This is a genomic window from Thermomonas sp. (genome assembly GCF_047606765.1).
Classification (GTDB): Bacteria; Pseudomonadota; Gammaproteobacteria; order Xanthomonadales; family Xanthomonadaceae; genus Thermomonas.
Genome location: NZ_JASGED010000129.1, coordinates 1 through 13,326, shown reverse-complemented (window position 1 = coordinate 13,326; position 13,326 = coordinate 1). Strand labels below are relative to the sequence as shown.

15 protein-coding genes are annotated in these 13,326 nt (G+C 67.3%); 2 read left to right on the top strand and 13 right to left on the bottom strand.

The window, feature by feature from the left end; genetic code table 11:
- Positions 1-125: 125 nt before the first annotated feature.
- From mgtE to QM612_RS12035, 13 genes are all read right to left on the bottom strand, one after another.
- Positions 126-1,478 (bottom strand): magnesium transporter, encoded by a 1,353-nt coding sequence (mgtE, locus tag QM612_RS12095; protein ID WP_415254133.1) that lies wholly within the window; start codon positions 1,476-1,478, stop codon positions 126-128.
- A gap of 394 nt (positions 1,479-1,872) precedes the next feature.
- Positions 1,873-3,594: a phosphoenolpyruvate--protein phosphotransferase gene (gene ptsP, locus QM612_RS12090; RefSeq protein WP_415254132.1), complete on the bottom strand. Its 1,722-nt coding sequence runs from the start codon at positions 3,592-3,594 to the stop codon at positions 1,873-1,875.
- On the bottom strand, positions 3,594-3,863 hold the full coding sequence (locus QM612_RS12085; protein ID WP_415254131.1) for an HPr family phosphocarrier protein: 270 nt from the start codon (positions 3,861-3,863) through the stop codon (positions 3,594-3,596). Before QM612_RS12085 ends, ptsP begins: the two co-directional genes overlap by 1 nt.
- Positions 3,864-3,884: 21 nt before the next feature.
- Entirely contained in the window at positions 3,885-4,277 is a 393-nt protein-coding gene (locus QM612_RS12080) for a PTS sugar transporter subunit IIA (RefSeq protein WP_415254130.1), read from the bottom strand.
- Positions 4,278-4,555: 278 nt separating this feature from the next.
- On the bottom strand, positions 4,556-5,422 hold the full coding sequence (rapZ, locus tag QM612_RS12075) for an RNase adapter RapZ (RefSeq protein WP_415254129.1): 867 nt from the start codon (positions 5,420-5,422) through the stop codon (positions 4,556-4,558).
- On the bottom strand, positions 5,419-6,372 hold the full coding sequence (gene hprK, locus QM612_RS12070) for an HPr(Ser) kinase/phosphatase (protein ID WP_415254134.1): 954 nt from the start codon (positions 6,370-6,372) through the stop codon (positions 5,419-5,421). The genes rapZ and hprK overlap by 4 nt, the downstream gene beginning before the upstream one ends.
- A gap of 46 nt (positions 6,373-6,418) precedes the next feature.
- On the bottom strand, positions 6,419-6,745 hold the full coding sequence (gene hpf, locus QM612_RS12065) for a ribosome hibernation-promoting factor, HPF/YfiA family (protein WP_415254128.1): 327 nt from the start codon (positions 6,743-6,745) through the stop codon (positions 6,419-6,421).
- Positions 6,746-6,805: 60 nt separating this feature from the next.
- Positions 6,806-8,236 carry an RNA polymerase factor sigma-54 gene (locus tag QM612_RS12060; RefSeq protein ID WP_415254127.1) on the bottom strand — a complete coding sequence of 477 codons (1,431 nt, stop codon included), beginning with the start codon at positions 8,234-8,236 and terminating at the stop codon, positions 6,806-6,808.
- Positions 8,237-8,303: 67 nt separating this feature from the next.
- A complete protein-coding gene (lptB, locus tag QM612_RS12055; protein ID WP_415254126.1) occupies positions 8,304-9,023 on the bottom strand; it encodes an LPS export ABC transporter ATP-binding protein in 720 nt (239 codons plus the stop codon).
- Positions 9,023-9,538, bottom strand: coding sequence for a lipopolysaccharide transport periplasmic protein LptA (gene lptA, locus QM612_RS12050; RefSeq protein WP_415254125.1), 516 nt, complete (start codon positions 9,536-9,538; stop codon positions 9,023-9,025). Before lptA ends, lptB begins: the two co-directional genes overlap by 1 nt.
- A complete protein-coding gene (gene lptC, locus QM612_RS12045; protein WP_415254124.1) occupies positions 9,522-10,091 on the bottom strand; it encodes an LPS export ABC transporter periplasmic protein LptC in 570 nt (189 codons plus the stop codon). Before lptC ends, lptA begins: the two co-directional genes overlap by 17 nt.
- Entirely contained in the window at positions 10,092-10,637 is a 546-nt protein-coding gene (locus QM612_RS12040) for a KdsC family phosphatase (protein ID WP_415254123.1), read from the bottom strand.
- On the bottom strand, positions 10,637-11,629 hold the full coding sequence (locus QM612_RS12035; RefSeq protein WP_415254122.1) for a KpsF/GutQ family sugar-phosphate isomerase: 993 nt from the start codon (positions 11,627-11,629) through the stop codon (positions 10,637-10,639). The genes QM612_RS12040 and QM612_RS12035 overlap by 1 nt, the downstream gene beginning before the upstream one ends.
- A gap of 54 nt (positions 11,630-11,683) precedes the next feature.
- Here QM612_RS12035 and QM612_RS12030 point away from each other — a divergent pair, with 54 nt between their 5' ends.
- Both QM612_RS12030 and murA read left to right on the top strand, forming a co-directional pair.
- On the top strand, positions 11,684-11,917 hold the full coding sequence (locus tag QM612_RS12030) for a BolA family protein (protein ID WP_415254121.1): 234 nt from the start codon (positions 11,684-11,686) through the stop codon (positions 11,915-11,917).
- Positions 11,917-13,173, top strand: a complete 1,257-nt coding sequence (gene murA / locus QM612_RS12025; protein WP_415254120.1) for a UDP-N-acetylglucosamine 1-carboxyvinyltransferase — start codon at positions 11,917-11,919, stop codon at positions 13,171-13,173. The genes QM612_RS12030 and murA overlap by 1 nt, the downstream gene beginning before the upstream one ends.
- The last annotated feature ends 153 nt before the right edge of the window (positions 13,174-13,326 follow it).

Below are 13,326 nucleotides of genomic sequence, written 5' to 3'. Positions count from 1 at the left end.
CTAAGGAAGGTCTGAACAAGCCGTCATTCCGGCGAAAGCCGGAATCTAGCTCTTTGGTAAGTCATTGAAAAAGCTGGATCCCGGCTTTCGCCGGGATGACGTTTCGGGAGTTGTTCAGAGCTTCCCTAACGCAACAACACAACCGTCGCCAGTCCGAGGAAGCTGAAGAAGCCCATCACGTCGGTGACGGCGGTGACCACCACGGTGCCGGCCACTGCGGGATCGATGCGCATGCGCTTGAGCAGCAGCGGCAACAGCACGCCGGCCAGTGCCGCCGAGCAGAAATTGATGACTAGTGCGGCGGCGATCACCAGTGACAGCGGCCAGTCGCGGAACCATGCCAGTGCAATCAGCCCGACCAGCCCGCCGATCAGCAGGCCGTTGAGCAGCGCCACGCGCAGTTCCTTCCACAGCAGGATGCCGGCGTTGCTGGGGCCGACCTGACCCAGCGCAAGACCGCGCACCATCAGGGTCAGCACCTGCACGGCGGCATTGCCGCCGATGCCGGCGACGATGGGCATCAGGATTGCCAGCGCCACCACTTTTTCCAGCGTGGCATCGAACTGGCTGATGACACCGGCGGCGAGGAAGGCGGTACACAGGTTGATGCCCAGCCACACCACGCGACCGCGCACGGCGCGCCGGATCGGCGAGAACAGGTCTTCTTCCTCGTCCAGACCGGCAGCACCCAAGGCTTGGTGCTCGGCCTGCTCGCGGATGATGTCGATCACGTCGTCAACGGTGATGCGGCCCAGCAGGATGTTGCTGTCATCGACCACCGGCGCGCTGATCCAGTCGTGGTCGGAGAACTGGCGTGCCACTTCGTCCGAAGTCTCGTCAACGCCAATCGCCGGCTGCTCGTCGTCCAGCAACTGGTTGATCGGTGTACCCGGCTCGTGGGTGAGCAGCGCCTGCAGCGCGATCCGGCCCAGATACTGGTGGCGCTTGCTGACCACGTACAGATGGTCGGTGTGTTCGGGCAGTTCGCCGCGCAGGCGCAGGTAGCGCAGCACCACGTCGATGGTGGTGTCGGCGCGCACCGTGACCACGTCCGGGTTCATCAGGCGGCCGGCGGTGTCCTCGTCATACGACAGCACCTGCTCCAGCCGCTCGCGGTTCTCGCGGTCCATCGACTTCAGGACTTCGTCGATCACCGTGTCCGGCAGGTCTTCGACCAGATCGGCCAGGTCGTCGATGTCGAGGTCCGAAGCCGCGGCGACCAGTTCGTCCTGGTCCATGTCCGCGATCAGGCTTTCGCGCACCTCGTCACCGACATGCACCAGCACTTCGCCATCGTCTTCGGGATCGACCAGCCCCCAGACCACGCTGCGCTTGCCGGGCGGCAGCGATTCCAGCAGGTTGCCGATCTCCGCAGGTGATAGCGTGTTGACCAGACGCCGCACCGGGCCAAGGCGACCGCTGTCCAGCGCGTCGCTGAGCAGGCGCAACTGGCGTGCGGTTTCAGAACCGGCCTGCATGGGCACCCCGCATGGATGGTGCCGTGCTTGCAAGCAGGCTGTGGTGGCGGATGGCGTTGGCCATGGCACGCTTCCGTGGGAACGTCGTGCCGGGCGGCGCGACTGCAAGGTTGGGGGCTGTGCCGCACCTTGCAGGTGCGGCGCTATCGAGTGTTCATGATGCGGGCATTATCGCCCAGCGCGCGGGGCTTGCCCACCCCGGCGCGCGCGCAACCATTTCGATGCCGTCATTCCCGCGAAAGCGGGAATGACGAGCGAAGGCGTGTCGCGGGAATGCGGAGCAAGCTCCGCATCTACGGGGAGGTTGTCTTGACGGCTTGCACGCGATGGTCATGCGCGGGAATGCGGATGTAGATACCGAGCTTGCTCGGCACAACGACTGCGGACACCTTGCCTAGGCCGGCGCGTGCGCTTGCATCCAGCGCTGGATGCCGGCGCGGTCGCGTGCGCGCAGCAGGGCGGGTGCGGCGGCGCGCAGTACGGACAGGTCGCTGTTGCGGATCGCGCGGCGCACTTCCAGCATGGTGCCAGGGTGCAGGCTGAGTTCGCCGATGCCGAGCGCCAGCAGCATCGGCACGAACACCGGATCGCCCGCGATTTCGCCACACACCGCCAGCGGGCGACCATGCCGCGCGGCGATGCGGGCGATGTCGCGCAGCAGCCGCAGCACTGCCGGATGCAGCGGGCTGTACAACTCGCCCAATGCCTCGTTGGTGCGGTCGGCGGCCAGCAGGTACTGCACCAGATCATTGGTGCCGATGGAAAGGAATTCGCAATCACCGATGAAGCCGGGCAGGGACAGCGCCGCCGAAGGCACTTCGATCATCGTGCCCAGCGGAATGCGGTCGGCCACTTCGAAGCCTTCCGCGCGCAGTTCCCGCAGCACCGCGTCCAGCACGCTGCGCACGGCGCGCAGTTCCTCGCCGCCGCTGACCATCGGCACCAGTGCGCGTACCGGGCCGTAGCCGGAGGCACGGGCGATGGCGCGTAGCTGCGTGTGCAGCAGGCCTGCGCGGGCCAGCGACAGGCGCACGCCGCGCAGGCCGAGCGCGGGGTTGGGTTCATCGCGCAGGGCAAGCCCGGTCTTGTCGGCCTTGTCCGCGCCAAGATCAAGGGTGCGGAAGGTGACGGTGCGCCCGGTCATCGCGATCACTGCATCGCGGTAGGCGCGGAACTGGGTGTCCTCGTCGGGCAATTCGCTGCTGCCAAGGAACAGGAACTCGGTGCGATACAGGCCCACGCCCGCCGCGCCAAGAGCGTGGGCTTCGGTCACGTCCTCGCGTGATTCGGCATTCGCCCACAGCTTGATGTCGGCGCCATCCAGCGTGCGGCTGGGTTCGCGGCGCAGGCGGTTGAGCTGGCGGCGCTCGCGCTTGGCTTCCTCCACACGCTTGTGGTGCGCGCGCAGGTCGTCGGCGTTCGGTTCCAGCACCACCAGGCCGGTGGCACCGTCGATCACCAGCACGTCGCCGTCGTTGACCTTCTGCAGTGCCTGCACCGCGCCAACCACCAACGGCAGGTGCAGGCTGCGCGCAAGGATGGCGCTGTGCGAAAGCGGGCTGCCGCTGGCAGTGACGACGCCGACCACGCCCTGCTGCTGCAACTGCGCGAGCTCGGCGGGGGCCACGCTGTCGGTGACGAGGATCTCGCCAGCCACGCCCTGCAGATCGGCCTCGCGGCGGTGCAGGGCCGCATGCAGGCGACCGATCACCTGGTCGATGTCGTCGATGCGGCTGCGCAGGTAGGCATCGTCCATGCCTTCGAACACCGAGGCGATGCGGTCGCGTTGCAGGCGCAGGGCGTAGTCGGCGCTGTACAGGCCGGTGCGGATCAGTTCGTCGATGCCGTGCAGCAGTTCCGGGTCGTCCAGCAGCAGCGCGTGCAGGTCGAGGAACTCGCCGACCTCGTGCGCCAGCGCGCCGTGCAGGCGGTCGCGCAGGGCGTGCATTTCCTCGCGCACCACATCCACGGCGGCATGGATGCGCGCCAGTTCGGTTTCGACTTCCTCCGGCGTGATCCGCGATTCTTCGACATCCAGCGCGTGCGGCAGGCGCACGCGAGCCCGTCCAAGCGCGCTGCCGCGCGCAGCGGCATTGCCGGACAGAAGCTGGCGCATCAGCTGTCCTCGTCGAAGCGGCGCTCGAACAGCGCGGCCACGGCATCGCTTGCGGCCTGTTCGTCCTCGCCATCAACGCGCAGCACGATACTGGTGCCGGGGCCAGCGGCCAGCAGCATCACGCCCATGATGCTCTTGGCATTCACCTCGCGGCCGCGTGCTTCCAGCGTGGCCTGGCAGCGGAAGGTGGACAGCAGTTGCACCAGCTTGGCGGTGGCGCGCGCATGCAGGCCGAGGCGATTGGTGATGGTCAGTTCGCGGCGGATCATGCAGTGGCTCCGTGGCGTGGCTCAGGCGTCGTCATGGATCACCCCGTTGCGCGAACCGGCGGCGGCCACCGCCGGCAGTTCATCCAGTTCCAGTTCGGCGTAGTTCATCACCCGCAGCAGCATCGGCAAACTCAGCGCAGAGACGCGGCGTACCGGCGTGCCGAGTTGCGCCAGCCGAGCGGCGATGTTGCTGGGTGTTGCGCCATACAGATCGGTCAGCACCAGCACGCCCTGCCCGCCATCGACCCGGCGCAGCGCGGCGCTGGCCTGTGGCAGCAGGGCATCCGGGTCGCCATCGAACGGCACTTCGAACGCCTCGCAGGCCAGCGGCAGGTTGCGCAGCAGGCGCTCGGTCACGCCCAGCAGGGCGCGACCGATGCCTTCATGGGTGATGAGCAGGATGCCGACGGACATGCCCGCAAGTTAGCAGACAGCCATGACAGTGCGAAAGCGCCCCTCATCCGCCTTCGGCACCTTCTCCCCGTGAACGGGGAGAAGGAGAGGCAGTTTTCGAGGAGTGGGGGTTTTTCCCTCGCCCCGCGTAGCGGGGAGAAGGAGAGGCAGTTTTCGAGGAGCGGGGTTTTTCCCTCGCCCCGCGTAGCGGGGAGAAGGAGAGGCAGTTTTCGAGGAGCGGGGTTTTTCCCTCGCCCCGCGTAGCGGGGAGAGGGTGCCGAAGGCGGGTGAGGGGGCTCTTAATCCAGCTCGCGGTGATAGACCGCGACTTCCGGCCAGTCGTGGTTGCGGAAGTGCTGGGCGAGGCGTTCGGCCAGATAGACCGAGCGGTGACGCCCGCCGGTACAGCCGAAGGCGACGGTGGCGTAGCTGCGGGTTTCCGAACGCAGCTTGGGCAGCCATGCGTCGAGGAAGCCTTCGACCTGGGCGACGTAGGTGGCGACCTCGGGCTGTGCCTGCAGGTGTTCGCGCACCTCCGGGTCGCGCCCGGACAGCGGGCGCAGGCGCGGATCCCAGTGCGGGTTGGGCAGCACCCGTGCATCGAACACGAAGTCGGCATCCACCGGCACGCCGCGCCGGTAGGCAAATGATTCAAACAGCAGCGACAGGCCGGCGCCACTCAGGCCGAACTCGGTCAGCACCCGGCGGCGCATCTGGTGGACGTTGAGGTCGCTGGTGTCCAGCAGGTTGTCGGCGATCTGCCGCAGCGGCTTGAGCGCCTGCCGCTCCAGCGAGATCGCATCGGCCAGCGCAAGCCCGAGGTGGCTGAGCGGATGCCGGCGGCGGGTATCGGCATAGCGGCGGACGAGGATGTCGTCGGCGGCTTCGAGGAACAGCACCTTCGGGTCCAGCCCCAGTGCGCCGATCTGCGACAGCACCTGCGGCACGTCGGCCAGGTCGCCCGGGCTGCGCGCGTCGATGCCCACGGCGATCTTTTCCGGCGGCACCGGCGCGGACAGCACGTGGCGGATGAACGCCGGCAGCATTTCCGCCGGCAGGTTGTCCACGCAGTAGTAGCCAAGGTCTTCCAGCGTGTGCAGGGCCATCGACTTGCCGGAGCCGGACATGCCGCTGACGATGACCAGCGGCGGCGTGGTGGCGGTCATTGCGAACGCTCCAGGAAATGGCTGTGGCGGGCCATGAAGGCGGTCGCCGGGTCGATGCCCTTGCTGCGCAGGATGTGCATGCGGGTGGCGGCTTCGGTCAGCACCGCCAGGTTGCGGCCTGCCATCACCGGCACGGTAATCATCGGCACGTCCAGGTCCAGCACCCGGCGCGTGCCAAGGTCGCCGGTCAGCCGTTCGATGCCCAGCGGCGTGGGATCGGACGAAGGCTTGCTCAGGTGGACGATCATGCGCAGGTACTTGTTCCGCTTGATCGCGGTGTCGCCGAACATCTGGCGGATGTTGAGCACGCCCAGCCCGCGCAGTTCCAGCATGTCCTGCAGCAGTTCCGGGCAGGTGCCGTCGAGCACGTCGGGCGCGATCTGGGTGAACTCCGGCGCGTCGTCGGCGACCAGCCGGTGGCCGCGCGTCACCAGTTCCAGCGCCAGTTCACTCTTGCCGGAACCGGATTCTCCGGTAATCAGCACGCCGATCGAATAGATCTCCATGAACACGCCGTGCAGGGTAATGCGCGGTGCCAGTGTGCGCGCCAGGATGTATTGCAGATGATTGAGCAGTTCATGCCCGCGCCGTGGCGACACCCACAGCGGCGTGTCGGATTCTTCCGCTGCCTGGCGCAGGTCTTCGGGGCAGGGCTGGTTCTTGCTGATGACCAGCGCCAGCGGGCGGTAGTCGATGATCTTCTGGATGGTTTCCCAGCGTTGCCGCGCGTCCAGCCCGTCCAGCCAGGTCAGTTCCTCGGAGCCGAGGATCTGCACGCGGTTGGGATAGATGGCATTGAGATAGCCCGCCAGCGAAGGCCGGCGGGCCACGGTTTCCACCGCTTCCAGCACGCGCTTGCCGCCTTCGCGCTGGCCGGCCACCCAGCGCAGCTCCAGCCGCTCCTGCTGCTTGTCGAACAGCTCCTGTGCGGTGATGCGGGCGGCGTCCATCATGCCGCCCACTGCGCTTGCCGGTTGCGTGCCATCTGCCTGCGGCTCAGTTGAACGCGCCGTTCTGGGCGATGCCTTCGCCGCGATGGTGGTCCACCATCTTTTCCTTGTGCTTCAGCAGCAGGCGGTCGAGCTTGTCTGCCAACAGGTCGATGGCGGCGTACATGTCCACGCCGGTGGCATCGGCATGCAAGCTCTTGCCGGACAGGTTCACCGTGGCCTCGGCCTTGTGGTCGGGCTTGTCCAGCCCAAGCTGCACGCGGATCTGGCAGGGATGCTCGAAGTGTCGGCCAAGGCGCTCGAACCGGTTTTCCACGTACTCCCGCAATGCCGGGGTGACTTCGATCTGATGGCCGTGGGTTTCGATCTGCATCTGGACCTCCTTCGACTGTGGGCTGCAGGCACCTTGCCTGCAGCGGTTGTGTACGCATCGTCAGCCGATGCGCACGCGCTCATGCGATGCCGGGATCTGCATGGCCTCGCGGTATTTCGCCACCGTGCGCCGTGCCACCGGCACGCCTTCTGCCTTCAACGTATCGGCCAGCCGCGCATCCGACAAGGGCTTGCGCGGGTTTTCGGCTTCCACCAATTTGCGGATCATGTCCTGGATGGCGGTGCTGGACGCGCTGCCGCCGCCTTCGGTCTCGATGCCGGAAGCGAAGAAGTCGCGCAGTGCAATCGTGCCGCGCGGCGTACGCACGTATTTGCGGGCGATGGCGCGGGACACGGTGGATTCGTGCAACTCAAGTTGCTCGGCCACGTTGCGCAGGGTCAGCGGATGCAGCGCCTGCGCGCCGAACTCCAGGAACGCGGCCTGTTCGCGCACCAGGCAGCGCACCACCCGCAGCAGGGTGTCGGCGCGCGATTCCAGGCCTTTCAGCAGCCAGCGCGCTTCCTGCAGGCGACCGCGCAGGTAGTCGGCATCGTTGCTGCTGGCGTGGCGGATCATGCGCTGGTAATCGCGCTGGATCGAAACGCGCGGCATCGCGCCTGCGGCCAGCGCGACCCGCCACAGGCCGTTCTGCCGCCAGATCACGCAGTCCGGGGTGATGTAACTGCCCGCCGGCAGCGCGCCGTGGCGCGAGCCGGGGCGCGGGTCCAGCGTGCGCAGCAGTTGCACGGCGGTCTCCGCCTGATCGCGGCCGCAGCGGATTTCCGCGCATACCCCATCAATGCCGAGCTTGGGTAGCCGCTGCAGCGGGCCGGCGGCAATGGCAATCGCAGTGTCACGGCCCGGTGTGTCTTCGGACAGTGCGCGCAGTTGCAGGGTCAGGCATTCGCCAAGGTCACGCGCGCCCACGCCGACCGGATCGAATTGCTGGATGCGATGCAGCACCTGCAGCACTTCCTCCGGTGGCGCATCCACCAGCGGGCGCAGGCTTTCGGTCAATGCGCCGAGGTCTTCGCGCAGGTAGCCGTCGTCGTCGATGGCGTCGATCAGGGACACGCCGATGCGTGCGTCGCGCTCGCTGAAGTGGCCCAGATGCAACTGCCACAGCAGGTGATCCTGCAGGGTTTCCTCGGCGGCGGGTTGCTCGATCTCGTCATCGCCATCGCCACCGGATGGGCCGATGCGTTCCTGCCACGGTTCGGCTTCGCGGTCCCAGTGGTCATCCGCGTCGTGTGTGTCGTGCGCGACTTCCATCGGGGCTTCCGCTTCGGGTGCGGATTCCGCGCTGGCGTGACTGTCGTGGCCGGCGTCGGGCGCGTCTTCGGCCCAGTCCAGCAAGGGATTGGTCGCCACTGCTTCGGCGACTTCCAGCTCAAGTTCAGCGGTGGATAGCTGCAACAGGCGGATGGCCTGGCGCAGTTGTGGCGTCAGGACAAGTTGCTGTTGCTGCGCGGGGGAGAGGCGCGGCTTCATCGGCTGCCAGCATAGCCGGTGCGGCGTTGGAATTGCGTCTGTGGCGGATGCCGCCGTGTGCGTGGCGTCACAGGCGGAAATCGTCGCCCAGATAGACCCGGCGCACGTCGGGGTTGTCCAGCAGTTCCGCCGGCGTGCCCTGCGCCAGCACTGCGCCTTCGGCCAGGATGCAGGCGCGGTCGCAGATGCCGAGTGTTTCGCGCACGTTGTGGTCGGTGATGAGTACGCCGATGCCGCGATCCTTGAGGTGGCGGACGATGCGCTGGATTTCGTTGACCGAAATGGGGTCCACGCCGGCAAAGGGCTCGTCCAGCAGGATCAGGCGCGGTTTGCCGGCCAGCGCGCGGGCGATTTCCACGCGCCGGCGTTCGCCGCCGGACAGGCTGGCACCGTGCTGGTCGGCCACGTGGTTGATCTGCAATTCGTCGAGCAGGGCGGACAGTTCGCGTTCGCGGCCTTCCTCGTCCAGATCGGCGCGCAATTCCAGCACCAGCCGGATGTTGTCGGCCACGCTGAGCTTGCGGAACACCGACGGCTCCTGCGGCAGGTAGCCGACACCGAGCTTGGCGCGCGCATACATCGGCTGGTCGGTGATGTCGGTGCCGTCCAGCAGGATGCGGCCCGCATCCGCAGGCACCAGCCCCACGATCATGTAGAAGCAGGTGGTCTTGCCGGCACCGTTGGGGCCAAGCAGGCCGACCACTTCACCAGCCTTCAGCGACAGCCCGAAGTCGCGCACGACCTCACGCGAGCGGTAGCGCTTGCGCAGCCCTTCGGCGGTGAGCATCAGCCGTTGCCCTGCGCTTGCGCGCCCTTGGGCAGGATGCGCATCTTCACCCGGCCATTGTTGCCGCCGCCGCTTTCGACCTGGCCGGTCTTCATGTCATAGACCACGCGCTCGCCGTTGAGGGTGCCGCGCTGCTGGGTGATGGTCACGTTGCCAGTGAAGGTCACCACTTCGGTCTTCAGGTCGTAGTCGATGTTGGAGGCCTTCGCGTCCAGGTTGGTGCCATCGTCCATCTGCTGGAACAAGGTCACGCCGCCGCTGAAGCGGGCCTGCCTGGGATTGCCGCCAGACTGGGTGACCACCGCCTTGTCTGCCACGATTCTCAGCGTGCCCTGGGTGATCGTCACCTTGCCGGTGAAGGTGCAGGTGGCGTTGTCGCCCGCGCCGCAGACGCCGCTGGCGGATTCGATGTCCATCGGCTTGCCGCGGTCGGATTGGCGCGCGGAAGCGGCACCGCTGGCGGCGATTGCGGCAATGGCCAGCGCGGCGACTGCGGGTTTAATGCTGCGGGACATAACGGGTGCGTACCTGCGAGAGGAGGGAGACCTGCTGGCTGTCGAAATCCGCCTGCATGCCGATGCCCTGCATTGTAAGTCCGGGGCGGGTGACGGTCACTTTGGCGGGCGTGGTGGCGCGGTGCTGCGCAAGATGCAGGGTCAGCTGCCCGGTTTCGATGCGGGTGGCTGGCGGCGCGTTGGGTGGGCTGTCGGCGCGCACCTGCCCGCGCAGGTGCAACTGGCCACCATCCGCCGGCACGATGCCGTGCTGCGCGCGTACCTGCCAGTAACGCCCGCCGCGATCCGGCACCAGGAACAGCGGCGTCGCCATTTCCATGGTCTTGTCCGCCGGGTTGCGATGCACTTCCGGGCCGCGCAGGGTGAACGACTCCTTGCCCTGCTTGTCCAGCGAGGTGATTTCGAACTCGCGCAGCACATAGTCCGGTCGGGTCGCCAGCACGCCATCGTCCGCCGGGCGCGACTGCCGCCAGATCGACCAGCCGCTGGCGATGGCGGCCAGCAGCAGTGCCACGCTCAAGCCGGCGCGCCAGCGTGGGGGCAGGCCCATCATCTAGGGATGCTCCCCATGTTCCAGGATGGCCTGCACGCGGCCCTGCGCATGCAGCAGCAGGTCGCAGGCATCACGCGCCGCGCCTTCGCCGCCGTTGCGCGGGGTGACCCAGTGCGCAGCGGGCAGCACCCAGTGGTGGGCGTTGGCGGGGACGATGGCAAGCCCCACAGCGCGCAGGGTGGCGAGATCGGGCAGGTCATCGCCCATGAAGGCCACTTCGTCCATGCCGATGCCCATGCCTGCGGCGATGCGCTGCATGCAGGCCAGCTTGGCGCGTTCGCCGATGTGCAGGTGGTTGATCTTCAGCTCACTGCCGCGCGCGGCGACCAGTGGGCTTTGCCGCGCGGTGACCAGTGCGGTTTCGATGCCGGCATGGCGCAGCAGGGTGATGCCCATGCCGTCCTGCACGCAGAAGCTCTTGGCGTCGCTGACGCCGACGGCATAGTGCAGGCGACCATCGGTGAGCGTGCCATCCACGTCGAAGCCGATCAGACGGATCTTCGCGGCGCGTTCAAGGACATCGGCGGGGTAGTTGGGCATCGTCATCACACCACCCGCGCGCGCAGCAGGTCGTGGATGTTGAGCGCGCCCACCACGCGGCGGTCGCCATCGATCACCAGCAATGCGTTGATCTTGTGCGCTTCCATCAGTTGCGCGGCTTCCACTGCCAGCGCATCGGCACCGATGGTGCGCGGTGATTTCGTCATCACGGTCGCTATCCGGGTGCCGCGCAGGTCCACGTCTTCATCATCCAGGCTGCGGCGCAGGTCGCCGTCGGTGTACAGGCCCAGCAGGCGGTCATCGGCATCGACCACGGCGGTCATGCCCAGCCGCTTGCGGCTCATTTCCACCAGCGCTTCGCTGATGCTGGCGTCAGGGCCGACCTTCGGGACTTCATCGCCTGCGTGCATCACGTCGGTGATGTGCAGCAGCAGGCGGCGACCGAGCGCACCCGCCGGGTGCGAGCGGGCGAAGTCATCGGCGGTGAAGCCGCGTGCTTCCAGCAGGGCCACGGCCAGAGCGTCGCCCATCGCCAGCGAGGCGGTGGTGCTGGCGGTCGGGGCCAGCGCCAGCGGGCAGGCTTCGGCGGGCACGCTGACGTCGAGGTGGATGTCGGCCTCGCGTGCCAGCGTGGACGCCTCGCGCCCGGTCATCGCGACCACGATGTTGCCCTGCCGCTTCAGCGCCGGCAGCAGCAGCAGGAGTTCGTCGCTCTCGCCGGAATAGGACAGCGCCAGCACCACGTCGGCGTCGGTCACCATGCCCAGGTCGCCGTGCGCGGCCTCGCCCGGATGCACGTAGAAGGCCGGCGTGCCGGTCGATGCAAGCGTCGCGGCGATCTTGCGCGCGATATGCCCGGACTTGCCCATGCCGGTGCAGGCCACCCGGCCACGGCAGGCCAGCATCGCGGCGCAGGCGGCATCGAACGCACCGCCGATGCGCGCGGCCACGGCGGCAAGGCCGTCGCGCTCGATCGCGAACGCACGCCGTGCGCTGGCGGCGAAATCGAAATCACGGGCTGGCGCGGCTTGGGTCACTGGGGATTCCGCTAGACTGGGTCGTTCAGTTTACTTGAGCCCACCTGCCACGCCATGAACGCCGACACCATCCGCCAGTTGATCGAAGCCGGCCTGCCCGGCGCACGTGCCGAGGTACAGGGCGAGGACGGCGTGCATTTCGAGGCCACCGTGGTCTGCGAGGCCTTCACCGGCAAGCTGCCGCTGGCTCGCCACCGCATGGTCTATGCCACGCTGGGCGAGTTGATGGGCGGCGCGATCCATGCCCTGCAACTCAAGACCTTGACGCCCGTGGAGGCGGCTGCCTGATGCAGAAGATCATCGTCACCGGCGGCGCCCGCCTCAACGGCGAAGTCCGCATCTCCGGTGCCAAGAACGCGGTGCTGCCGATCCTGTGCGCCACCTTGCTGGCCGATGCGCCGGTGCGCGTCACCAACGTCCCGCGCCTGCACGACGTGCTGACCACGGCCAAGCTGCTGGCCGGCCTGGGCGCGGGCGTGGTACACGAGGGCGACGCGATGACCGTTGACCCGCGCAGCGTGAACAGCCACGTTGCGCCCTACGAGCTGGTCAAGACCATGCGCGCCTCGGTGCTGGTGCTGGGGCCGCTGCTGGCGAAGTTCGGTGATGCCGAAGTCTCGCTGCCCGGCGGCTGCGCCATCGGCTCGCGCCCCGTTGACTTGCACATCAAGGGCCTGCAGGCGCTGGGTGCCGACATCGTGGTCGAGCACGGCTTCATCAAGGCGCGCAGCAATGGCCGGTTGAAGGGCGCTCGGCATGTCTTCGAAATGGTCAGCGTGGGTGCCACCGAGAACGTGCTGATGGCGGCGGCGCTGGCCGAAGGCACCACGGTGCTGGAAAACGCGGCGATGGAGCCGGAAATCGTGGATCTGGCCGAATGCCTGATCGCAATGGGCGCGCGGATCGAAGGTGCGGGCACGCCCCGGATCACGATCGAGGGCGTGGAAAAACTGTCGGGCTGCGCGCATGCCGTGGTGGCCGACCGCATCGAATGCGGCACCTTCCTGGTCGCGGCAGCGATGACCGGCGGGCGCATCACCGCCACCCATGCGCGCCCGGACACGATGGACGCGGTGCTGGACAAGCTGCGTGAGGCCGGCGCGGAGATCGGCATCGAGGGTGACCGCATCACGCTGGACATGCAGGGCAAGCGGCCGCATGCGGTCAACATCACCACCGCGCCGCATCCGGCATTTCCCACCGACATGCAGGCGCAGTTCATGGCGCTGGACTGCATCGCGGGCGGCGTGGGCGTCATCAACGAGACGATCTTCGAAAACCGCTTCATGCACGTCAACGAACTGCTGCGCCTTGGCGCGGACATTCGCGTCGATGGGCATACCGCCGTGGTGCGCGGCGTTGAAACCCTCAGCGGCGCGCCGGTGATGGCGACCGACCTGCGTGCGTCGGCATCGCTGATCCTTGCCGGCCTGGTGGCCGAAGGCGAAACCGTCATCGACCGCATCTACCATCTGGATCGCGGCTACGAGAACATCGAGGCCAAGCTGTCGGCGCTGGGCGCGAGCATTCGCCGGGTGGATTGATGGTGTGATGACGCGACCGCGGCTTTCCGGAATCGTGTTCGCCGCTTAGGGAAGCTCTGAACAACTCCCGAAACGTCATCCCGGCGAAAGCCGGGATCCAGCTTTTTCAATGACTTACCAAAGAGCTAGATTCCGGCTTTCGCCGGAATGACG